The sequence below is a fragment of the Pseudomonas sp. MIL19 genome, assembly GCF_028680365.1.
Taxonomy (GTDB): Bacteria; Pseudomonadota; Gammaproteobacteria; order Pseudomonadales; family Pseudomonadaceae; genus Aquipseudomonas; species Aquipseudomonas spirodelae.
In genome coordinates this window covers 11799-35002 of sequence record NZ_JAPPVG010000015.1, presented here as the reverse complement: position 1 = coordinate 35002, position 23204 = coordinate 11799, and the positions used below count along the sequence as shown (strand labels likewise).

The 23204-nt window shown below is 60.7% G+C and carries 18 protein-coding genes; 6 read left to right on the top strand and 12 right to left on the bottom strand.

Translation table 11 applies throughout. From position 1 onward, the window contains the following. Window positions 1-32: 32 nt before the first annotated feature. The gene (locus N1078_RS11885) at window positions 33-599 is read right to left on the bottom strand and encodes a cyclophilin-like fold protein (protein WP_411912012.1); all 567 of its coding nucleotides are present in this window, start codon (window positions 597-599) and stop codon (window positions 33-35) included. Between the two features lie 26 nt (window positions 600-625). Continuing rightward, window positions 626-1756, bottom strand: a complete 1131-nt coding sequence (locus N1078_RS11880) for an MFS transporter (protein WP_411912013.1) — start codon at window positions 1754-1756, stop codon at window positions 626-628. Window positions 1757-1946: 190 nt separating this feature from the next. On the opposite strand from N1078_RS11880, the gene N1078_RS11875 reads away from it, so the two are divergent. Next, entirely contained in the window at window positions 1947-2837 is an 891-nt protein-coding gene (locus N1078_RS11875) for a LysR family transcriptional regulator (protein ID WP_274088388.1), read from the top strand. An 89-nt stretch (window positions 2838-2926) separates the two neighbouring features. Here the strand turns inward: N1078_RS11875 and N1078_RS11870 are convergent, their stop codons facing one another. The 3 genes from N1078_RS11870 to N1078_RS11860 form a co-directional block, all read right to left on the bottom strand. Next, window positions 2927-4123: a benzoate/H(+) symporter BenE family transporter gene (locus N1078_RS11870; protein ID WP_274088387.1), complete on the bottom strand. Its 1197-nt coding sequence runs from the start codon at window positions 4121-4123 to the stop codon at window positions 2927-2929. Beyond that, a complete protein-coding gene (locus N1078_RS11865) occupies window positions 4123-4734 on the bottom strand; it encodes a LysE family translocator (protein WP_274088386.1) in 612 nt (203 codons plus the stop codon). Before N1078_RS11865 ends, N1078_RS11870 begins: the two co-directional genes overlap by 1 nt. A 169-nt stretch (window positions 4735-4903) precedes the next feature. Next, window positions 4904-5338, bottom strand: coding sequence for a MarR family winged helix-turn-helix transcriptional regulator (locus N1078_RS11860; protein ID WP_274088385.1), 435 nt, complete (start codon window positions 5336-5338; stop codon window positions 4904-4906). A gap of 94 nt (window positions 5339-5432) precedes the next feature. Between N1078_RS11860 and N1078_RS11855 the strand changes: the two genes are divergently transcribed. From N1078_RS11855 to N1078_RS11845, 3 genes are all read left to right on the top strand, one after another. Then, a complete protein-coding gene (locus N1078_RS11855; RefSeq protein WP_274088429.1) occupies window positions 5433-6590 on the top strand; it encodes an aminotransferase-like domain-containing protein in 1158 nt (385 codons plus the stop codon). A 29-nt stretch (window positions 6591-6619) separates the two neighbouring features. Next, entirely contained in the window at window positions 6620-7222 is a 603-nt protein-coding gene (locus N1078_RS11850) for a glutathione S-transferase family protein (RefSeq protein ID WP_274088384.1), read from the top strand. Between the two features lie 116 nt (window positions 7223-7338). Continuing rightward, window positions 7339-9273, top strand: coding sequence for a DEAD/DEAH box helicase (locus tag N1078_RS11845; RefSeq protein WP_274088383.1), 1935 nt, complete (start codon window positions 7339-7341; stop codon window positions 9271-9273). A gap of 188 nt (window positions 9274-9461) precedes the next feature. Here the strand turns inward: N1078_RS11845 and N1078_RS11840 are convergent, their stop codons facing one another. Both N1078_RS11840 and N1078_RS11835 read right to left on the bottom strand, forming a co-directional pair. Next, on the bottom strand, window positions 9462-11756 hold the full coding sequence (locus N1078_RS11840) for an ATP-dependent DNA helicase (protein WP_274088382.1): 2295 nt from the start codon (window positions 11754-11756) through the stop codon (window positions 9462-9464). Beyond that, window positions 11753-13417: a VRR-NUC domain-containing protein gene (locus N1078_RS11835; RefSeq protein ID WP_274088428.1), complete on the bottom strand. Its 1665-nt coding sequence runs from the start codon at window positions 13415-13417 to the stop codon at window positions 11753-11755. Before N1078_RS11835 ends, N1078_RS11840 begins: the two co-directional genes overlap by 4 nt. A 73-nt stretch (window positions 13418-13490) precedes the next feature. Here N1078_RS11835 and N1078_RS11830 point away from each other — a divergent pair, with 73 nt between their 5' ends. Continuing rightward, the gene (locus tag N1078_RS11830; protein WP_274088381.1) at window positions 13491-13724 is read left to right on the top strand and encodes a hypothetical protein; all 234 of its coding nucleotides are present in this window, start codon (window positions 13491-13493) and stop codon (window positions 13722-13724) included. Window positions 13725-13788: 64 nt separating this feature from the next. Here N1078_RS11830 and N1078_RS11825 read toward each other — a convergent pair whose 3' ends face one another. After that, window positions 13789-15120, bottom strand: a complete 1332-nt coding sequence (locus N1078_RS11825) for an MFS transporter (RefSeq protein ID WP_274088380.1) — start codon at window positions 15118-15120, stop codon at window positions 13789-13791. 297 nt (window positions 15121-15417) lie between these two features. After that, the gene (locus tag N1078_RS11820) at window positions 15418-16368 is read right to left on the bottom strand and encodes an ornithine cyclodeaminase family protein (protein WP_274088379.1); all 951 of its coding nucleotides are present in this window, start codon (window positions 16366-16368) and stop codon (window positions 15418-15420) included. A 133-nt stretch (window positions 16369-16501) separates the two neighbouring features. Here N1078_RS11820 and N1078_RS11815 point away from each other — a divergent pair, with 133 nt between their 5' ends. Further along, on the top strand, window positions 16502-17119 hold the full coding sequence (locus tag N1078_RS11815; protein WP_274088378.1) for a helix-turn-helix domain-containing protein: 618 nt from the start codon (window positions 16502-16504) through the stop codon (window positions 17117-17119). A gap of 226 nt (window positions 17120-17345) precedes the next feature. Here the strand turns inward: N1078_RS11815 and N1078_RS11810 are convergent, their stop codons facing one another. Genes N1078_RS11810 through N1078_RS11800 form a run of 3 tightly spaced genes read right to left on the bottom strand, consistent with a single transcriptional unit; the run spans window position 17346 to window position 23070 of the window. Beyond that, on the bottom strand, window positions 17346-18770 hold the full coding sequence (locus N1078_RS11810; RefSeq protein WP_274088377.1) for an efflux transporter outer membrane subunit: 1425 nt from the start codon (window positions 18768-18770) through the stop codon (window positions 17346-17348). Then, window positions 18767-21907 (bottom strand): efflux RND transporter permease subunit, encoded by a 3141-nt coding sequence (locus N1078_RS11805; RefSeq protein WP_274088376.1) that lies wholly within the window; start codon window positions 21905-21907, stop codon window positions 18767-18769. The genes N1078_RS11810 and N1078_RS11805 overlap by 4 nt, the downstream gene beginning before the upstream one ends. A gap of 14 nt (window positions 21908-21921) precedes the next feature. After that, window positions 21922-23070: an efflux RND transporter periplasmic adaptor subunit gene (locus N1078_RS11800; protein WP_274088375.1), complete on the bottom strand. Its 1149-nt coding sequence runs from the start codon at window positions 23068-23070 to the stop codon at window positions 21922-21924. Between the last annotated feature and the right edge of the window lie 134 nt (window positions 23071-23204).

Here is a 23204-nt window from a genome sequence, read left to right as displayed (position 1 = left end):
TTCATTGGCGTGAATCTACCCATGCGCAGCCGTTAGTCGTTGGAAAACTCCACCCGCACATCCCGCGAACCTAGCGCCTGAGACAGACCAGCCGGGTCGTCCACACGACCAAGCCGCGTATAGGCGTAAGACGAGTTAAAGCGCAGGTAGAAAACCACCAGCGTGTCGGCGCCATACAACATCAGGTCGCCATTGTGCAGCGTTCCCGGAATACTGGCATCAGTGGGCTGCGCTTGAGGAAGGCTGGCGAATTTCTCATTGTGGTTGAGATCGCTCATCTCCAACGTCAACGGCAGCAACGCGGCAAATGCACGGGCGCTCGCAGAGTCGGTCAAGGTGATGGCGAACCGATGCTCGCCGACGGCCATAAACATGCGGGGTTTCTCCAGTATCAACGCCGCCGATGCGGCATCTTGCGCAGCTGTTTCATGTGAGCCAGATGCAGGGTGTGAGTGGGCTTCGCAACCGCCGAGTAGCAGCATGGCATACAGCAGTCCCCACCAGTGTAGGCGCTTCAGGGCCGAGACTCGGCGCTGGCCGATTGCCGCGGCGAATAGGCGCATAACTCGAAGCAGGGCGCTGCAGCGGATCAGGGTCATGTTGCGTCTCTGTTCTCGCGCGCGGTTCAGGCTGCTCGCGGCATGGGCGCGCGTGAGGTTAAAAAAGTAAGCAGCGCTGCCAGCACAAGCACGCCGGCGCTCGTTACGAATGTACTTTGGTAGCCGCGACTGTCGAACAGTAAACCGCCAACTGTGGAGCCCAGCGCAATGGCCAACTGAATCACGGCCACCATCAGGCCGCCGCCGGCCTCAGCGTTTTTAGGCAGGGCTTGGGCAATCCAGCTCCACCAACCGACAGGCGCTGCTGTAGCCACCAGCCCCCACAGCCCGAGCAGCCCCGCAACGGTAACGACCGAGCTGCCGAAGGGGATCAGCGCCAAGGCGATCGCGGCCATTAGTAAGGGAATAGTGACGAGTGTTCGAAACAGCCCATGCCGCAATAACGCACCGATAATCAGGGTGCCGATGAAGCCGGCGGCGCCAATCACCAGCAAGATCAGCGACAACGTGGTTACGTCCACCTGTGTCACGGTTTCGAGGTACGGCCGCAGGTACGTGAACAGCGTGAACTGCCCCATGAAGAAGGCGGCGCATCCGGCCATGCCCAGCGCCACGGCGCGCAGCTTTAACAGCGTGAAGATATTTGCAGCGCCCGGCGTGCGCTCACCCGCCGGCATGCTCGGCAGGCTGATCCATAGCCATATAAAGGCAATCGCCGCAACCGGTACCAGGCAAAAAAAGGCGCCGCGCCAGCCCATGAGCGCCCCCAGATAGCTGCCCAGTGGCGCGGCAATCACCGTCGCCAACGCGTTACCGCCGTTGAAGATGGCCAAGGCCTTGGGCACGTGGTTGGCTGGCACCAGGCGCATGGCCGTTGCAACGGACATGGACCAAAAACCACCGATGACCACGCCGATGAGTGCGCGGCCAACCATGTAGGTCAGGTAGTTTGGCGCTATCGCGACCACAGCACCGGATAGCGCCATCAAACCGGTCAGCGCCAGCAACAGCGTCTTGCGGTTGAGGGCGCCAGCCAGCTTGGCAATCGACAAGCTGGTCAGCACCGCGAAGGCTCCGGAAATAGCGATGCCTTGGCCTACGAGTCCTTCGCTGACGTGCAGATCAACGGCTATCGGTGTCAGCAGGCTGACGGGCATGAACTCCGAGGCGATCAGCGCGAAAACGCAAAGTGTCATGGCAAAGACGCCGCTCCAGTGAGCGGGTTGTTCATGTGCTTCAGCGAGTGGGAAAACAGCGGCCATTGGGCCTCACCTTGATTCAAAATTATGAAGCGAATGGTGAGGCAAGGCCTTTGTGCTGACTAGCTAATCAATGCTTAATGGGGCTATAAGCTCAGCTACTTAATAAGTTGCAAGGCGTCGGCATATGGTCAGAAGAAACCTCAACGATCTGCAGTCTTTCGTGACCGTGGCGCGTGAAGGCAGTTTTACCCGCGCCGCCTCGATCCTGGGCATCAGCCAATCGGCGTTAAGCCAGGCCATCAGCGGCCTGGAAGCACGCTTGCAGATCAGGTTGCTGACACGCACCACGCGCAGCGTCTCGCCGACGGTCGCGGGCGAGCGGCTGCTGCAGGCCATCGGCCATCGCTTTGATGAAATCGAAGCGGAACTGGATGAGCTGACGGAGTTGCGCGACAAACCTGCGGGGACTGTACGCATCACCTGTGGCGATCACGTGCTGCGCAAAACATTGATGCCCAAGCTCACGCCGTTGCTGCGCGAATACCCGGACATCGAAATCGAGTTCGACATCAATTACGGCTTTCGGGATATCGTCGCGGACCGCTTTGATGCAGGTGTGCGGTTGGGCGATACCATCGACAAAGACATGATCGCCGTGCCCATAGGCCCGCCCTTGCGGATGGCGGCCGTCGCCACGCCTGCTTACTTTGCCTCGCGCGCCATCCCTAAAAAACCGCACGACTTGATGGACCATCGCTGTATCAACCAGCGCATGCAGACATCAGGCGGGCTCTACGTGTGGGACTTTGAACGCCGCGGCAAGCAGGTGAACGTGCGCGTAACCGGGCAGCTCACCTTCAATACCTCGGTGCACATAGTGGAGGCGGCATTGGCAGGGCTGGGCATTGCCTATTTACCCGAGGAGGAGTTTGAACCCCATCTGCAGGAAGGCAGGTTGATGCGCGTACTGGAAGACTGGTGCCCTCCATTCGCCGGCTACTACCTGTATTACCCCAGCAGGCGGCAACCTTCACCCGCATTTTCGCTGGTATCCAGTGCACTGCGTGAAGGTTAGGGGCCGCGCTTAGCGGCCCCGAGTAAAGGCAGGCGTCAGCCGTGGGGCCTGCTGCCACTTACATGGGGGCTGGGTTGTGGGCAATGCGCTTACGCGTCCTGCTTGCCCCAGTTGAGAATGGCCAGGGTCAGCAAGCCGGCGACGATGCCCCAGAAGGCCGAACCCACTGAAAACAACGTCATGCCCGAGGCCGTCACGAGAAAGGTGATCAGCGCCGCTTCGCGTTCTTTCGGCTCGCTCATGGCTTGGGTCAAACCGCCGATGATCGAGGCGAACAGGGCCAGGGCGGCGATGGACAGGATCAGGGCTTTCGGCAGCGCGCTAAACAGTGCGGCGAGGGTGGCGCCGAAGATCCCGGCGATGCCGTAGAACACCCCGCACCAGATGGCGGCGGTGTAGCGTTTTTTCGGGTCTTCGTGGGCTTCCGGGCCGGCGCAGATCGCCGCGCTAATGGCCGCCATATGGATGCCGTGGCTGCCGAACGGAGCCAGCAGCATTGACGTCAGCCCGGTGGTGGTCAGCAATGGGCTGGCAGGAACGTCATAACCGTTGGCGCGCAGCACGGCCATGCCCGGCAGGTTCTGTGAGGCCATGGCGACAATAAACAGCGGGATGCCGATGCTGATCGCCGCAGCTAGGGAAAAGCTCGGTGTGGTCCATTCCGGTACCGCCAGTTGCAGTTCAAACTGCTCGAAATTCAGCAGGCCGAAGACTCCGGCCAGCACGCTGCCAACAATCAGCGCGGCGAGTACTGCATAACGCGGCAGCAGGCGTTTGCCCAGCAGGTAGGCGAGCAGCATGGCCAGCACCAGCACCGGTTGCTGTTCGGCGGCCACGCAGATTTCCAGGCCGATCTTGAACAGCACGCCGGCCAGCAGGGCGGCGGCCAGGGAGCCGGGAATGCGCCGCATGATACGGTCGAAGGTGCCTGTCAGGCCGATCAGCACGATCAACCCGGAGGCGAGGATGTAGGCACCAATGGCTTCGCCATAGGGCACACCCGGCAGGCTGGTGATCAGCAAGGCGGCGCCCGGCGTGGACCAGGCAATCATGATCGGCGCGCGGTAGCGCAGCGACAGGCCAATGCAGCAGATCGCCATGCCAATCGACAGCGACCAGATCCATGAGGAAATCTGGCCGTCTGTCAGCCCGGCAGCTTGGCCGGCCTGGAACATTAGCACCAACGAGCTGGTGTAACCGGTCAGCATGGCAATAAAACCGGCGACGACTGCCGAGGTGGACGTGTCGGCCAGCGGCCTTAGGCGGGGTTGCGGCAGGTCGTGCATCAGAGCAGTCCGGTGTCAGCGAAGATGGGATACAGCGAGGCCACGAGCAATAGGGCCATGCCGATGTTGAATACACGCAAGGCGCGGGCGTTGTTCAGCCAGTTGCGCAGCATACTGCCGGCGATGGTCCACAGGCCGACGCTGGGGCAATTGACCAAGGCAAAGAGTGCGGCAATCAGCAGTACACTGACCACGAAATTGTCTTGCGGGGTGTAGGTGGTGATGGCGCCGATCGCCATGATCCAGGCTTTCGGGTTGACCCACTGAAAGGCCGCCGCCTGTAAAAAGCTAAAGGGTTTGCCCGCTGCGTTGGCCTGATGGTCGGGGGCGCCCGAGTTGGCGATTTTCCAGGCCAGGTACAGCAGGTAGGCGGCGCCCAGGTAGCGCAGCACGCTGTACAGCAGCGGCACTTGTTCGAACAACTGGCCAAGGCCGAGACCGACAGCGGCCACCAGCAACATAAAGCCCAGGCTGATGCCGAACATATGCGGCAGGCTGCGGCGCAGGCCGAAGTTCACCCCGCTGGCGAGCAGCATCATGTTGTTTGGTCCAGGCGTCACTGATGTGACAAAGGCAAACGCAACAAAGGCGAGTAGCAGTTCGAGGGTCATGGCGCAGCACTCATAGGCAGTGCTCGACAGCCTAGGGGCGCAGGGGCAGAGCGTCGCGGTACAGCGACGCAGGCAATCAGCGGTACAGTTTTACTGTGCTTGTCTATGGCGACGGTACAGTTAGTGAGTTGCTCAGCGCCGCTAACTATCAGTCATCGCCCGCCACTTATTAGCGACTGTTGCCCAACGTTTGGTTGACCAGCAACCAACCACTGACGGCCGTCTCACCTGCTTCATTCAGCACGCGCTGCAGCAGCTTGGTTTGTTCGCGGCGCAGGGCTTTTTCCAGCTTGGTGCCTTCGGCGGTGAAGCCGAGCAGGCGTTTGCGTTTGTCATCTGCGGCCGCAAGGCTCTGCACCAAGCCCATTTCCAGTAACTGCCGCAGCGGGGTATTCAAGGCCTGCTTGCTGACGCCCAGATAAGCCAGCAGTTCTTTCATGCTCAGGCCTGGGTACTTGGCGATAAAAAACAGGATGCGGTGATGCACCCGCGACAAACCGCGGCGCGCCAGCATTTCATCTGCTTTGGCGGTAAAAGCCTGATAGCCGGAGAAAAAGGCTTCCATGGCAATTTGCTGAGTGGCTGTGCTTTTGAAGTCAATCATTAAGGTCAAGCCTATTGACGTATATACGGTGGTCGGCGTAGTTTCTGGCAACCAGTTTGACCTATTTCTATTTGCCTTTGCTACCGGTGTATCCATGGCCTTCTCCGAACGTGTTGCCCGCCTAAAAAGCTCTCTTATTCGTGAAATTCTGGCGGCGGCGCAGCGCCCGGAAGTGATGTCGTTTGCCGGCGGCTTACCCGCCGAGCCGATGCTACCGAAGGTCGAGTGGGACGCGATGCCGGCAAGCATGGGCCAGTACGGTACCAGTGAAGGCGAGCCGGCCCTGCGCGAGGCGATTGCCGCCGAGGCGCGTGCCTTGGGCGTGCCATGCGATGCCAGCCAGGTGTTGATTGTCAGCGGCTCGCAGCAAACCCTGGATTTGGCCAGCAAGCTGTTTATCGATCCGGGTACCGAAGTGCTGCTTGAAGCGCCGACCTACCTCGCCGCGCTGCAAGCCTTCCAGCTGTTCGGTGCTGACTGCATCGCCGTGCCGCAGGAGTCCGATGGCCCGCAGCTTGAGGCGTTGCGTCAACGTTTGCAGGATCACAAACCGGCGTTCGCCTATCTGATCCCAACCTTCCAAAACCCTTCGGCCGTGCGCTACAGCGAAGCCAAGCGCGATGCTGTTGCCGCTTTGCTCGACGAGTTTGCTGTGACCCTGATTGAAGATGAGCCATACCGCGAACTGGTGTTCGATGACGGCAGCGCCACGCCGATTGTCAGCCGCCTCAAGAAGGCCAGCTGGATCTACACCGGCACCGTGTCGAAAACCCTGCTGCCAGGGCTGCGCGTCGGCTACCTGATTGCCACGCCGGATCTGTACCCCTATTTGCTGCGCCTCAAGCAGTCGGCGGATCTGCACACCAACCGCATCGGCCAGTGGCAGGCGCTGCAATGGCTGGGCAGCGAGAAATACCGTGGCCATCTGGCCGAGCTGCGCGACTTTTATCGCCTCCGTCGTGATGCCATGCAGGCTGTCCTGCAAGAGCATTTCAGTGACTTGGCCGACTGGCAGATCCCCCAGGGCGGGCTGTTTTTCTGGCTAACCCTCAAGCAGCCGCTGGACACGCGCACGCTGCTGGCCCCGGCCTTGGCGCAGAACGTGGCGTTTATGCCAGGCGAACCGTTTTTTATCGACCCCGACGCTCACCCTGGCCATCTGCGACTGAACTTCAGTCACGTGGCACCGGAGCGCCTGAATGAAGGGCTCAAACGCTTGGCCGCCGTGATCCGTGAGGCGCAAGCACGCTAGTTGCACAGGTTTAGTCAGAGGAGGGTGATATGTACAAGGTTTACGGCGATTACCGTTCGGGCAACTGTTACAAGGTCAAACTGATGCTGCACCTGCTGGATCAGCCCTATGAGTGGATACCGATTGATATCCTCAAGGGCGAAACCCAGAGCGAAGCGTTTTTGGCCAAGAACCCCAACGGCAAGATCCCGGTGCTGGAGTTGGATGACGGCACCTGTTTGTGGGAATCCAACGCCATTCTCAACTTCCTTGCCGATGGCAGCGCGTTTTTGCCAACCGAGCCGCGTCTGCGCACTCAGGTGCTGCAGTGGCAGTTTTTCGAGCAGTACAGCCATGAGCCCAACGTCGCGGTGGCGCGCTTTATTAAGCTGTATCAGGGGCTACCGGATACACGCCGCGCAGAGTACGAGGCGTGTCAGGCGCTGGGTTACAAAGCGCTAAAGGTGATGGAGAAGCAGCTGCAGCGCACCTCCTATCTGGTTGGCGAGGATTTCTCGATTGCCGACATCGCCCTGTATGCCTACACCCATGTGGCGGACGAAGGCGGCTTTGACCTGACGCCATTCCCCGCCATTCGTACATGGTTGGCGCGGGTGGCCAGCCATCCGCGTTACGTCGGCATGCTCGACTGACCCTCTGGCGGTGTTAGTTGGCGTATACGGGCTGTGCCCGTGCGCCAACTAGCATCGTCAGTTCGGTGTAAAAAACACTTATCATTCAACGATCTATCTACATGACTGGGTCGCGGATGCCATCTGCTGTTCAGCGCTACACGCGGCGCATCGCCGCTGCCCTGGCGCGCTACTTCCCCCACACCACGGCGTACCTGCGTGCCGACCGCGAAGCTACGGCTTTATTAAAAAAGCCAACCGCCCGTGCAAAGAAGCCCGCCGCGGGTAAAGCTAAATCAAGCACTGCAAAGCCACCGGCGAAACCGCGCCGCACTGCCAGCAAAGCCAGCACCACAGGTATTTATGGGCCAGCCATGTTGCCGGTCGATGCCGCGCAGAGCCTGGCGATGCGTGAGCAGGTGGCGCGCGCGGTGCAGGCCGGGTTGCTCAGTGCGCCTTCGGATGAGCAGTGGGCGATGATCCTCAGCCATCATCCGCTGACGCGTATTTTCGCCGGTGCCGGGTCGGGCAAGTCCACCACACTGGTGCTGCGGGTGGTGTTTATGCTCTGCCATCTGGGCATCAAGCCGGAGCAACTGACGGTGATTTCCTTCACCAATGCGTCTTGCGCCGAGTTGCGCGAGCAGTTGCTCAAGGTGCTGGGGTTTTTCAACTACCCCTTCGATGAGGCCCAGGCGCGGCAGTCTGTGCGCACCTTCCACTCGTCCATGGGCGCCATGGCTAAAGGCCTACTCGGTAACCCGCGCTGGTTTGAGCAGTTATACGATAAGCAGGCGGCCGGCCGCGAGCTGGATAACCCGCTGATGGCGAGCCGTTTACGCCCCGCGCAGCAGCGTTTGCTGAAACAGGCCTACCAGCAGTGTTATGCCGAGCAGCAGGTGTTTCGCCAGCGGGTGCACAGCCTGTTGCAGTTACCCCAGCCGCCGGCAGACAGCAAACGCCCGCCCAAGGCGCCGCTGGATGCCTTCACGTTACAGGGCGAGTTCAGCGCCGCGCCGCTGTATGAGGCCTTCTACGTCCAGGCCGGATTTGCTGAGAGCATTGCTATTGAAGTCGCCGCTTTGCAGCCACAGGAGCTAAATGGTTCGGCTCAGGTGCGCGAGTTCTGTGAGGCCTTGGCGCTGTTCTGGCCGTACTTTGATCGAGGCCTGCAAGAGCAGGGGTTGATGACCTTCAATACGGCGTTCAAGCAATTGACTGCACGGCTGAACGCGGGCGGACAGGGCATCTCCGCCGAGTTGCTGGCCCCTTTTAGTCACTTGCTAATCGACGAATTTCAGGACATATCGCCGCAGATCGTGCAGTGGCTGCAAGCCGTGCAGCGTGCTCAAAGCGGGCAGAGCAGCGCCGTCAGCTTGATGGCGATTGGTGATGACTGGCAGTCGATCTACGGTTGGCGCGGCAGTTCGCCGGAGCTGTTTATCGACTTCGACCGGCACTTTCCCGGTAAGGGCCGCGCCAAACACAGCGCCGTGCTGACGCTGGCCAATAACTACCGCTCGGTTGAACCGATTATCCGCGACGCCGAAGCGCTGCTCGGCAGCGTGCGCCACAAACAGGCGAAAACCAGCCAGGCGATCAAGCCTGTGCAGCCGGGCGATCACGGTGTGCGGCTGATCCAGCGGTTTGACAGCAAAGCGCGTTTGCCGGAGCTGCTCAAACAGATTCAGCAGCAATGCGCGTATGCCGCTGAGCGCAATAGTTGTGAGCGCACTGCGGTGCTACTGCTCAGCCGACGCAACGAGCCGTTAAAAGCCATCACCGCGCAGCTGGACAAAAAGTTACCGGTTAAGGCTTACACCATTCACCGCGCCAAGGGCCTGCAGGCCGAAGTGGCGATCATCCTCGATGATTGCATGCCGCCCACGCCGCATCCGCTGCGCAACGCGCTGTATGCCTATTGCGGGTTCTTCAGCAACAGCTACGACCAGGCGATGCAGGACGAAAGCCTACGCCTGGCCTATGTGGCGGTCACGCGCGGCGTCAGCCGGGTGTTCTGGTATTGCCAGAAAACCCAGGGCGCAACGCAAGTCTTGGCGCGGCGAGGTTGATTGCGACCCTTAACAGTCGCGGCGGCTGGCCGTTAAGGATCGCGAGGCGTAAGCGTGGCTGTTTACCAGAGGGCTGGTGAACGTTGCGTTATCGGGTGGTTATCCATGTTCCTGGCCTTCGCCGCGCCGGTCAGTTTTCAGCGGTTCACGCACAGATTTTCAGGTGATGAGTAAATCGTTGCGCATGGCTAAGAAGGCTGATCGTTGTTCAGCGGTAAACGGCAGCGTTGGACTTTCCACCACGTCGGCAGCAGCTTGCGCACAGCGGGTTGGTTGAAGCGGTCATCAATCAGGTAGACCACGCCCTGGTCTTTGACGGTGCGGATGACTCGCCCGGCAGCCTGTACGACTTTTTGCAGGCCAGGGTAGAGGTAGGTGTAGTCGTAGCCATTGTTGCTGCCGAACATGATTTCCATGCGTTGTTTGATTTCTTCATTGACCGGATTGATCTGCGGCAGGCCGAGGGTGGCAATAAACGCCCCGATCAATCGATCCCCCGGCAGGTCGATCCCTTCGCCAAATGCGCCGCCCAATACGGCAAAGCCGATGCCGCGACCCTTGCTGCAAAACCGCTCGAGAAAGGCTTGGCGTTCGGCTTCATCCATCTGCCGTGATTGCACCCACACCGGGATCTGCGGATGGGCTGCGCGAAACGCATCCAGTACTGATTGCAGGTAGGCATAGCTGCTGAAGAACGCCAGGTAATTGCCCGGTTGCTCAGCAAACTGGCGCGCCATTAATGCCGCAATCGGGGCCAATGAGAAGTCGCGATGGGCATAGCGGGTGGAGAGGTTGCTGACCGCTTGCACGTGCAGCTGCTCGGCACTGAAGGGCGATTCCACATCGATCCACGGGGTTTCTTCTGGTAGGCCCAGCAGGTCGGCGTAGTAGTGCGCCGGGCTCAGGGTGGCGGAAAACAGCGTGCAGCTGTGGGCATCCGCGAAGCGAGGCGCCAGGAATGGCGCGGGGACGATGTTGCGAATGCACAGGGTCGATACGGACTGACCGTTGTTGTCGTCACGGCTGATATCGAACAGCGAGTGCGGCCCAAAAGCCTCGGCCAGGCGGCAGAACAGCATGGCGTCCAGGTAGAAGTGCAGCAACTCAGTGGCATTGCCCGCCGGTTGCTCACTCAGGTGATCGGTGAGGGTGCTGACCGCTTTTTGCAGCGCCATGATGAACAGGTCAGGGGTGGTCGGGTAAACCTGATAGGCCACCTCTTGATCACGCTCCAACTGCCGCCAGTGCCGACTGATGCGCTCCAGCGGTGCCTTCATCACGCTCGGCGCAATGCGCCTTACGGCCTCAAAACGCAGTTGATTGAGCTCGGCGGTGTACATGCTGCGCGCGCGTTCAATCAGGTTGTGGGCTTCATCCACCAGCAGGGTGATGCGCCATTCGTTGAGCAGGGTCAGGCCGTACAGCAGGCCGCCCATGTCGAAGTAGTAGTTGTAATCACAGACCACCACATCGGACCAACGGCAGAGTTCCTGGCTCAGGTAATAGGGGCAGATCTGATGGGCCAGGGCGGTTTTGCGCACGCTTTCATGGCTCAGCCATTGGCCTTCGAGTGCCGCCTTACGCGCCTCTGGCAAACGGTCGTAGAAGCCTTTGGCCAAGGGGCATGAGTCGCCATGGCAGGCTTTGTCCGGGTGCTCGCACGCTTTGTCTCGGGCTACATGTTCCAGCACCCGCAGCGGCATGGCCTCTTCCTGGCTACGCAGGGTGGCCAGGGCATCCAAAGCCAGGCGCCGGCCGGGTGTTTTCGCGGTGAGAAAGAACAGCCGGTCCAGCTCCTGTTCGGGAAACGCCTTGAGCTGCGGAAACAGGGTGCCGAGGGTTTTACCGATGCCGGTGGTGGCCTGAGCCATCAGGCAGTGGCCATCGCGCGCGGCGCGGTAGACGGTGTTGGCCAACTGGCGCTGGCCACTGCGAAACTCGGCATGAGGAAAGCGCAGGCGTTTTAGCGCCTCATCACGCAGGCGGCGGTGTTCGCGCTCGTATTCGGCCCAGTGGATATAGCGGCTGCATTGCAGCTCAAAAAACTCGCGCAACTCATCAGCACTGAGCGTCAGGTGAAAGGCTGTTTCATGCTGGGTGATGACGTTGAAGTAGACCACCGCCAAGTTGATCTCCGCCATGTCGCGCTCGCGGCACAGCAGCCAGCCGTAGACCTTGGCCTGCGCCCAATGCAGCAAACGGTGGTTCTCGGGGATACGGCTGATATCGCCGCGGTGGGTCTTGATTTCCTCAAGCCGGTTTTCATCCGGGTCGTAGCCGTCTGCCCGGCCGCGCACGTGCAAACCTTGGTAGTCGCCACTGAGCGGCAGCTCGGCGTAATAGGTTGGGCCGCGCCTAGCCACCACGATGGCGTGGCCGGTCATGCCTTCCTGGGCTGTTGGTGAGGGGGTAAAGCGCAAATCCAGGTCACCGACCTTGGCGGTGAATTCGCACAGCGCGCGCACGGCAACTTGGTAGTTCACGCGTCGGCCCACTGCACGTAGCACACATCCACCGGCATGCCGTGCTCGGCGCAAAAGGCCAGCCAGCGGCGTTGGTTGTCCTGCAAGCGGTCGCCTGGGCCTTTGACCTCAATCATCCGGTAGCGCTGTTCGGCTGGCCACAGTTGAATCAGGTCAGGCATGCCGGCCCGGTTGGCTTTGATGTCGAGCAGCAAGCGCTTGAACCATGCCAGCAAGTGCGCGGCGGGCAGGCAGTCGAGGGCTTGCTCCAACAAGGCTGGATCGAGCGCTGCCCAGAATACGAATGGCGACTGGATGCCGAATTTGTCTGCGTAGTTCTGCCGGATCACCTGCTTGTAGTGCGGCGTATCAAGGTGCGCCAAACACTCAGCAAAGACCTCGGCGCGGCGCGGGTGAAAGTCAGTGCTGAGCAGGTCAACCGGGCCGGTATGAAACGGATGGAAGAACGCCCCTGGCACTGGGGCGAAGATGGCCTTCCAGCACAGCAACCCGAACAAGCTACAGATCAGGCTGTTCTCGACATAGTGCACCGGGCCGTCAGGCTCGCTTAGGTGCGCTTTGACGGCGAACTCGACGCTCTGCGCTGCCGGTTTTGGCAAGCAGAGATCGATCCGCTGCGGCGCGACAGTTTTGGCTTTATCCGGCTGTGGTTGTCCTAACTGGCGCGCCAGACGCACCAAGGCGCGGGCGACAGCTTGCGCTTCGGCATCGTTCTCCGGCGCGTGGGCCGCCTGCTTGGCCAGTGCGTAGGCCTGCGTTTGATGGCCCAGGCGCTCAAGCACACGAATCTGCCGCAGCCGGGCGCCGACATAACGGCAGTCGGCATAAAAGGCCAAGGCACCGTCCAGATTGGCCTCGCGCTCCAACTGCTGGCCCATGCGAAACAGCAGTTTGTGCCGTCGCGCGGCCAGGAAGGGCGTGTCGCAGAGCAGGGCGCTGATCTGTTGCAGGACGTTATCGATCGGCTCGCCGGCCTCGAACTGTTCGCGGCTGCGTTGCAGCTGTAAGTAGCAGTCGACATCTGCGCGGTGGCGAAAGGCCCGCGACTCAGCACTCAGGGCCACAGGCTCGTAGCGGAAGATGCCGAGCTCGGCGAGCACGAACGCTGACCAGTCTTGACGCAGGTTGCCGAAAAACATCAAACGCAGGCGTTCACACAAGGCATCGACAGTCAGGCTAAGCACCTGATCCTCGCTGGCGGGGCACCACGCTGCGAAGGCGCGAGGCTCACTGTAGGTCTCGCGCAGTTGCTCCAGCAGCTCGCCTTTGCTCAGCGCTTTTTGTTGCGCGCGCTCACCCAGATGTTCGAGTACTTCATCCTTGCGCAGCAGGCTGAACAGCTCATCCAGCGACAGCGCGGCGTCCTGTCGAACCCAGCCGGCGTCGAGCAGTGGCTTTGCCGCCAAGCGGCTGCAGCCGATCTCAGCGTAGTCCAGCTTGCTCACACGAAAGTGCGAGCCCTTGCGCATGATCATGCGTACCAGCAGCGCCTGGGCGGCTCTTGGCGCGGCTAAAAATTGCTGCAAGAAGGCGCACTCGGGCTCGCTCAGCAAGTCGGCATAGCGCTCTTGCAGCCAAGCCAACGCTTGACGGAAGTTCGCCAGGTAATAGAAACGCGGGTCGTCTTGCAGCTGCATGGGGGTGCCGGTGGCTATTTGCATCATCAGGTATCAGCGTCTCGCCAGGCTGGTCATTCAGCGTGGACGGTTAGGGCGCAAGGTGCGGACGCAGAGTATGCCGCCTTTCAGCGCCGCACGCCTTGCAGGTGGCAAGAGCACGATGGGCATCGGTATTTTTGAGGGCGATGTACTGCTGGTCAACCGCGCCATGCCGTGGCGACACCTTTATCAGATGACTGATTCAGGATGGCCGGCAGCTCGTGCTGCAGGCGGGGAATCCCGCATTGCACCGCGCTACCTTCTGCAAGGTGACGAGTTGCTGATTTGCGCTGTGCTCAGGGCCATCTGAGTGGGATTAGCGGGTGGGAAGGGCAGATACGACTCGGGGCCCTAAGGGCCCCGATGCGTTTAACTTATGACAGCTTCATGGCGCTGTTGGCCGGCGCTGCTGCATCGTCCTCTTTATATGACGATTTGACTGCCAGCACGGCGATCAGTGAGATCGCCACTGTGCCCAGCAGGTAGATCGCCACGGGCTGCCAGCTGCCGTTGTAACGGCTGAGCAGCCAGGTCGCGATCAGCGGCGCGGTACCACCGGCCAATGCCGCACCCAGTTGATACCCCAGGGTAATGCCGGTGTAGCGCACGCGAGTCGAGAAGATCTCTGAGCTCATGGTGCCCAACACGGCAGTGACCGGTGCCCAGAGGATGCCGACGGCGACTACGGTAGCCAGAGTCAGAGCCCAGGTGGCTCTGGTATCGAGCAGCATGAAGTACGGCACGACCCACATCGCCATGAGCAGGATGCCGCTGATGTACACGGTTTTGCGACCGATCTTGTCGGACAGCCAGCCCATGATCGGGATCATGATCGAGGCAACAGCGGCGCCGATCATCACGGCAGTCAATACACTGCCCTTGGCGTAATCCAGGGTGGTGACGGCATAACTGACTACGAAGGTCGAGAAAATATAGAACGGTGCGGTTTCAGCCACCTTAAGGCCCATGGCAATCAGTACCTCGCGCCAATGATCACGCAAGGTTTCGACCAGCGGCATCTTGGCGACGTTTCCTGTCTCCTTGGCCTTTTTGAAGTCCGGCGTTTCATCCAGGCCATGGCGAATCCACAGGCCAAGGAACACCAGGCCGGCACTGAGCAGGAACGGCACACGCCAGCCCCAGGACAGGAAGTCCTCCTCGGGCAGCATTGTCATCAGGCCCACGGCCATAGTCGCCAGCAGCATGCCCAAGGTGACCCCCACCTGCGGCACGCTACCGAACAGGCCCTTACGCTTTTGCGGCGCGTATTCGTAGGCCAGCAGCAATGCACCTCCCCACTCGCCCCCAATACCTAGCCCCTGAATCACGCGCAAGCTGATCAGCAAGATCGGCGCCCACACCCCGATGTGATCATAGGTTGGCAAGCAACCGATCAGCACTGTGGCGCCGCCCATCAATGACAAGGTGATGACGAGGGTTTTCTTGCGGCCGATGCGGTCGCCGATATGAGCAAACAACACGCCGCCGATTGGCCGAACGAAGAAGGTCAGGGAAAACGACAAATAGGACAGCAGCAGGCCAACAACTGGGTCGAAATTGGGAAAAAACAGCTTGTTGAAGACCAAGGCAGCGGCGGTGCCATAGAGAAAGTAGTCGAACCATTCGATCGAGCTGCCAGTCAGGCTGGCGACCAAGGCGCGGCGACGTCCATCGGACGCGTTTGGAGTTGTGTTGGATTGCGTCATGTGAGTTCCCGTTTTTAGTTTTATGTCGGCGAGCACCGTTAAAACAGCGCAAAAGAGCACCAGGTAGCCCCTGGCATTGCCGCTGATGCGCTTTTTAAGCGAATTTCAAGGGTTCATTGGCCTACGCGCAGGCCAATGAACGATGGCCTGAGGACGATTTAAAAGGCCGCATATGGGGCTAAATCCGCCGCCGAGAGCTGAATCGCATCATTGCAAGCAGCTGGCACCAAGCGCGGCAGCGCTATTGGTCGATTTGGCATGTGAACTCCTGCCTTATCAGCCCGTGTTTAATCACTCTTATGCTGGGTTTGCCTGGAATGCGTCGTAGGCCAGTGAGGCGGCCGCTAGATCTTCCAACGCGGTACCCACAGCCTTAAAGACGGTGATTTCGTAGCGAGAGGTGCGCCCAGGATGTTGGCCTCGGCAGAGCTGCTCCAACGTCGCAGCAACCCGCTGCTCATTGAATGCACCACTTTCAATCGGCTCGAGAATGTCCCCGGCTTTGAGCAAGGCCTCGGTGGTATCAAGGAAAACCGTGCCTTTGCGCATGCATTCATCATCGCTCTCACGCATGGCCGGCGTGAAACCGCCGATCAAATCCAGGTGCACTCCCGGCTTCAGCCATTTGCCTTGGATCAGCGGCGCTGTCGACAACGTCGCGCAGGTGATGATGTCAGCTTCCTGCGCGGCGTCTTCTAGGCTGTTCACCGCGTGTGCATCTATGCCTTGCTCGCGCAGATTGCCGACCAGCGTATCGGCGGACTCGCTGAGTCGATTCCAGACCAAAACACGTTCGATCGGCCGTACGCTGCGATACGCGTCGGGCAGCAGGCTGCCGACCCTGCCAGCGCCGACGACCAACAGCGTGCTTGAATCCGGGCGGCTCAACCATTTCGCCGCGAGTGCCGACGCTGCAGCAGTGCGTCGGGAGGTGATCACATCACCATCCAAAATCGCCAAGGGCGCGCCAGTTGCAGCGTCGTAAAGAATAAATACCGAATGCAGCCCAGGCAGGCCACGGGCGCTGTTGTTCGGGAAGATGGAGACCGTTTTAACCCCGAGGCGCTTTCCCGGCTGCCAGGCAGGCATGAGCAGAAGTATTCCACTGTCACTGGCGGTATTGCCGGATATGGCATGGTTATGCCGTAACGGAACCTCGCAGCCTTCCTTGAAAAAGTTTTCAAGTGTTTGAATCAGAATGTCGAAAGGCAGCTGAGCAGCTGTTTGGGTGTTGGTCAGGACGCGCATGCTATGCTCCACACAGGATCAGGACATTTTACTTATCCTGCTTATTTTTTTCGTATGGGAAATTTTATATCGCAAAAGCAACATGCCCGTCCACTGCTTTGGCTCGACGGTTGCTGCGCGCTAATTACCTGCCATGACCTTAGAAAATCGCGAACCCGCTCCGGCGCTGCCTGCCCCAGAGCTCTCCAGCAGCGTGCTGGCAGCCAAACTTCGATTACTCCGGCGCAATGCTGAGCTGACTCTTCAGCAATTAAGCCGGCGCTGCGGGATCTCTGCGTCAGCGCTGTCGAAGATCGAAAATGGTCAGCTGTCGCCGACTTACGAAAAGATTGCCGCACTGGCGCTGGGGCTGAATGTCGAGGTCGGGGAGCTTTTCAGTCCGACCGTCAAGGCCGCGCCTCTGGGCCGCCGAAGCGTCACCCGTCGACATCAAGGCGTAGCTCACCGTACCGATCAATACACCTATGAAATGTTGCACACGGACCTTGCGGATAAGCGCTTCATTCCATTGGTCACTACAGTGCGGGCGCATGACCGCGCAGAATTCACAAAACTGCTGAGCCATGACGGCGAAGAACTACTTTTTGTGCTGACCGGTGAAGTGATTCTGCACACAGAGGGTTACGAGCCTCTGCATATGAGCCCCGGGGACTCTTGTTATTTCGACAGTAGGATGGGGCACGCCTGCGTTTCTGGCACAGAAGAGGACGCAACCGTCTTGTGGGTCAGCTCCCATGCGAACATGCGTTAATGAGCCAGGGGCCTTGTGCTCGACTCCCTGCGCTGTCGACGGCAGCGTCTTCAAGACCGACGGTCGCTCAAGCTGACCTACGTGCACCGGCTTTATCTGCCTAATCAAACTATCAATTACTGATCAAGTGACACGGCCTGTGTCTATCTCATTGCCGCCGCGCTGATGAACTAACAGGACCCCAACCTGGAGAAATTCACAATCGCCAGGGTGGGGCCGTGTCCAATCAGTCGGCAGTGGCGACTGTATCGCTCGGGCTCCAACCACCGCCCAGGGCTTTGTACAGTTGGATTTCCCGGTTTAGCTGAAGCAAGTGGTCGCTGAGCAGTTGGCGCTGGGAGGCGAAGAGTTCGCGCTGCGCATCGAGCACGGTGAAGTAGGTGTCCACTCCCTCGTCGTAACGCTGGCGGGCCAGTTGGTAGTAGGCCTGGTTGTTGTCGACCAGATCACTCTGTGCCTGTACCTGCTCGCCGAAGGTGCCGCGCGCCGCCAAACCGTCTGCGACCTCACGGAAGGCGACCTGGATGCTCTTCTCATACCGGGTAACGTTGATGTCCTTGAGAACCTCGGCGTAGTCGAGATTTGCTTTGAGCCGCCCGGCGGTGAAGAGCGGGATGTTGATCCGTGGCGCAAAGCTCCACAGGCCGGAGCCACCTTCTAACAGACCGTCCAACTCACTGCTGGCCGTCCCCGCGGCACCCGTCAGACTGATGCTGGGGAAGAACGCCGCCCGCGCCGCGCCAATATTGGCGTTGGCAGCCAGCAGGCGGTGTTCAGCTGCGCGGATATCCGGCCGGCGCAACAGCAGGTCTGCCGGCAGGCCGGCGGGGAATTCGGCAAGCAGCGCCATGCCAGGCTTGTCGCTCTCGGGCAAGTCCGTCGGGATGTCGCTGCCGAGCAGCAGGCGCAGGGCGTTGCCATCTTCGGCGATAAGCCGGGTGAACAGCGCCTTCTGTGTACGCGCTTGATCGACCAGGGTGCGCGCCTGGCGTACGTCGAGCTCCGAGGCGGTGCCCGCTTCGGCACTGGATGTGATCAGCGCCAGGCTCTCTCGGTAGCTTTCCAGGGTGGCCTCGGTCAGCTCCAGCTGGGTCTGGTTGCTGCGCCAGCTGAAGTACGCGGTGGCCACATCGCCGACCAGGGCGATGTGCACACTGCGCTGCACCTCTGCGGTGGCCAGGTATTCCTCCAGTGCGGCACGGCTGAGGCTACGGATGCGGCCGAAGACGTCCAGCTCATAGGCGACGCCAAGCGACGCCTGGTACTGACTCTGGATTCCCGCCGTGTCGGTCGGCGACAGGTCCGCCGGCAGACGCTGGCGCTGACCGCCGGCACCGGCGTCGATAGTTGGCAACAGCTCGGAACGCTGGATGCGGTGCAGCGCTCGATAGGCCTCGACGTTAAGCGCCGCCTGGCGCAGGTCGCGGTTATTGTGCAACGCCACGCCGATCAACTGGCGCAACGCCGGATCGCGGAAGAACGCCTGCCAGCTCAGTTCGGCGGCACTGCTACCGTTCCCCTGGGCCGTGCCATAGGCTGCACCTTGCGGCCAGGCGGCCGCAATCGGCGCCTCGGGGCGCTCATAGTCAGGAATCAGGCTGCAGCCGCCCAGCACCAGGGCAACTGCGAGAGTCAGCGGCTTGAGTCTCATACGGATTCTCCTTCGGTAACCGCTGGCGCCTTCTTGAAGCCCTCGAACAGTTTGACCACCACCACGTAGAACAGCGGTACGAAGAACACCGCGAGCACCGTGGCAGTGATCATCCCGCCGACCACGCCGGTGGCGACCGAGTGCTGGCTGCCGGCACCGGCACCTGTGGCGAGTGCCATCGGCAGCACGCCGAAGGTGAAGGCCAGGGACGTCATGATGATCGGCCGCAAACGCAGCTTGGCGGCTTCGACGGCGGCTTGGGCCAGCGGCATACCTTGCTTCTCGTAAAGCTCCTTGGCGAACTCGATGATCAGGATCGCGTTCTTCGCCGCCAGACCGACGGTGGTCATCAGGCCGATCTGGAAGTACACGTCAGCGTTCAGGTCGCGCCCCAATGTGGCGATCACCGCACCGAGGATGCCCAGTGGCACCACCAACATCACCGACACCGGCACCGACCAGCTCTCATAGAGGGCGGCCAGGCAGAGGAACACGATCAGCACGGTCAAGGCGTAAAGCATGGGAGCCTGGTCGCCGGTCTGGATTTCCTCGTAAGACAGGCCGGTATAACTCAAGCCGATGCCCGGTGGCAGCTGCTGCATGATCTCGGCAATGGCGATCATCGCGTCGCCGGTGCTGTAGCCGGGCATCGGCTCGCCGAGGATCTCCACCGAGGAAATACCGCCGTAGCGTTCCAGCTTGGGCGAGCCGAACACCCACTCGCCGCTGGCGAAGGCCGAGAACGGCACCATCTCACCGAGGGCATTGCGCACGTACCACTTGTCGAAGTCTTCCGGCGAGATGCGCGAAGTGTCCTCACCCTGGATGTAGACGCGCTTGACCCGTCCGGCGTCGATGAAGTCGTTGACGTACATCGAGCCCCAAGCCGCGGTCATGGTTTCGTTGATCGCCGCGATGCTGACCTGCAGCGCCCGCGCTTTCTCATCGTTAATGTTGACCTGGAACTGTGGCTCGTCGTCCTTGCCGTTGGGCCGCACCGCGCGCAGCTTCGGATGCTCGTTGGCCAGCTGCAGGAACTGATTACGCGCCTCCATCAGCGCCTCGTGGCCGAGGCTTGCACTGTCCTGTAGGTAAAGGTCGAAGCCCATGGCGTTGCCCATTTCCAGGATCGCCGGTGGCACGAAGGCCATCACCGTGGCGTCCTTGATTTGCGCAAAGCGCTTGTTGGCGCGCTCAGCCATGCTGAACACGTCCTGGCCCTCAGCGCCACGCTCGCTCCAGTCCTTGAGCATGACCAGGCCCAGGCCCGAGTTCTGACCGCGCCCCGCGAAGTTGAAGCCGTTGACGGTCAATGCCGAGTTCACCAGTTCGGCCTCTTCTTCCAGCAGGTAGTCCTTAACCTCCGTCAGTACTGCTTCGGTGCGTTCGGCAGACGCGTTCACCGGCATGCGCACCTCGACCATCATCAAGCCCTGGTCTTCATTGGGCAGGAAGGCCTTGGGGATTTGGCTGAACAGGTAGCCCGTGCCGGCGGTGATCAGCGCGAAGGCCAGCAGGTAGCGTCCGCGGTGCTTGAGCATGCCGCTGACGCCGCGCTCGAAGCGCGCTGTACCGCGGTCGAAGGTACGGTTGAACCAGCCGAAGAAGCCTTTTTTCTCGTGATGGGCATCGCCCTTGGGCGACCTGAGGATGGTGGCACACAGCGCCGGGGTGAAAATCAGCGCAACCAGCACGGATAGGCCCATGCAGACGACGATGGTGACGGCGAACTGCTTATAGATGATGCCCGCTGAACCGCCGAAGAACGCCATGGGCACGAACACCGCCGACAGCACCATGCCAATGCCGATCAGCGCGCCGGATATCTGCCCCATGGATTTGCGTGTGGCTTCCAGTGGCGACAGACCTTCTTCGTGCATCAGGCGCTCGACGTTTTCCACCACCACAATGGCGTCGTCCACCAGCAGGCCGATGGCCAACACCATGGCGTACATGGTCAACACGTTGATGCTGATGCCGAAGTAGGGCAGCAAGGCGAAGGCGCCAAGCAGCACAACAGGCACCGCCAGGGTCGGAATCAGCGTGGCGCGGAAATTCTGCAGGAACAGGAACATCACCAGGAACACCAGGACAACAGCCTCCACGATAGTGGCGACCACTGAACTGATCGAGGCTTCTACCACCGGCGTGGTGTCGTAGGGGTAGAGCACCTCGACGCCTTCCGGCAGATAGGCTTTCTGCTGCTCCATCACGGCTTTCACCGCGTCCACGGTTTCCAACAGGTTACCGCCGCTGGCCAAGCGCAAGGCCAGACCGGCTGAGGGGATGCCGTTGTAATTGCTGGAAATGGAGAAGTTGTCGGCACCCAGCTCGACGCGGGCCACGTCCTTCACGCGAACCTGCGCGCCATCGGCCTTGACCTTAATGAGCACTTCCTCGAACTCCGCCGCCGTGGTCATGCGGGTCTTGCCCAGTACGGTGGCGTTGAGTTGCACGCCGCGACGGGTCGGCAGGCCGCCGAGCTGGCCAGACGACACCTGTACGTTCTGCTCACGAATAGCCGCAGCCACATCGCCTGGGGTCAGCTGATAGCTATTGAGTTTGGCCGGGTCGAGCCAGATGCGCATGGCATTCGGTGAGCCGAACACTTGGAAGTCGCCCACGCCATTGATGCGCGAAATCGGATCCTGCAGCTGCGCAGAAATCAGGTTGCCAAGGTCGAAGTTGTCCAGCTTGCCGGTGTTGTCCAGCAGGCCGATGATCAGAAAGAAGTTCTTCTGGTACTTCACCACCCGTAGGCCTTGGCGCTGCACTTCCTCCGGCAGCCTGGGCGTCGCCAGCTGCAGTTTGTTCTGCACCTGGACCTGGGCGATATCCGGATTCGTGCCCTGCTCGAAGGTCACAATGATGCTCATGCTACCGTCGGAACTGCTTTCGGCGGACATGTAGAGGAAACCGTCGAGGCCGCTGAGCTGCTGCTCAATGACCTGCACCACGGTGTCTTGCACCGTCTGCGCCGAGGCGCCGGGGTAGTTGGCCGAGATGGCGACTGCTGGGGCGGCGATATTCGGGTACTGGCTAATGGGCATGTTTACCAGCGACAACGCACCCGCGAGCATGGCGACGATGGCCAGCACCCAGGCGAAGATCGGCCGGTCAATAAAAAAACGGGACATGAACCTCTAGCTCCTCAGTTGGCCGCGGCAGTGGATTTCGAGCCGAACTCGGCAACCAGTTCGACGTTCGTTGCCTCTACCGGCTTGACCGTGATGCCGTTGCGAGCGCGCTGGGTGCCTTCGGTGATCACGCGTTCGCCGTCGGCTACGCCCTTGCCAATCAACCAGGCGTTGCCAACCGTGCGCAGGGTTTCGACTTCACGGCGCTCGACGCTGTTGTCCGGCTTGACCACCCAGACACTGGGTACGCCACGGGTATCGCGGCTCACCGCCTGCTGCGGCACCAGAATCGCATCCTGCTGGGTACCTTCCTGGAGCAGCGCATGCACAAACATGCCAGGCAGCAGCTTGCGATCCGGGTTGGGGAACTCGGCGCGCAGGGTCACCGAACCCGTGGTGGGGGCAACGCTGACTTCGGAGAACTTCAGGGTCCCCGGCAATGGGTAAGCGCTGCCGTCGTCCAGCGTCAGGCTGACCTGTGCCTGGTCTTCGCCGGAACGCTGCAAACGCCCGGACTCCAGCGCGCGGCGCAACTCCAGCAGCTTGGTGACCGGCTGGTTGACGTCGACGTAGATCGGATCGAGTTGGGTGACGGTGGACAGTTCCTGGGCCTGGCTGTTGGTTACCAGTGCGCCCTCGGTGACCGCAGAACGACCGATGCGCCCGGAAATCGGCGCCAGCACCTTGGTGTACTGCACGTCGATGCGCGCCACCTGAGCCACGGCCTGAGCCTGCTTCCAGGCTGCCAGGGCGTCGTCGTACTGCTGGCGGCTGACCGCGTTGGTCTTGAGCAGGCGCTCGTAACGCCTGGCCAGGTTCTGGGCAGTCACCAGGTTGGCCTCTGCTCTAGACAATACGGCCTCATAGGTGCGCGGGTCGATCTGGTAGAGCTGCTGGCCTTTCTTGACCTCGGAGCCTTCGGTGAACAGGCGCTGCTGCACGATACCGGCGACTTGCGGGCGAACTTCGGCGATACGGTAGGCCGAGGTCCGGCCCGGTAAATCAGTCGTCAGGGTCAGCGGCTTTGCCTGCAGGGTATACACGCCAACCTCAGGCGCTGGCGGGGCACTGGCCACCGGTTCACCTTCCGAGCAGCCGGCCAACAGCAGCAGGGCCGTCAGGGGAAGTATCTGCCGCGCACGCAGTGCTTTTGAGTGTTTCACCTGTTTATCTCCTTGGAACGCACAAAGGTCATGTATCGCAATATGGTTTAGTGTATCACTATGCGGTTAATCCCAATCAAGGTAAAACTGGCTGGTGTCGAGCAAGTACGCCCTTACTGTCCGGTATAGGTGTG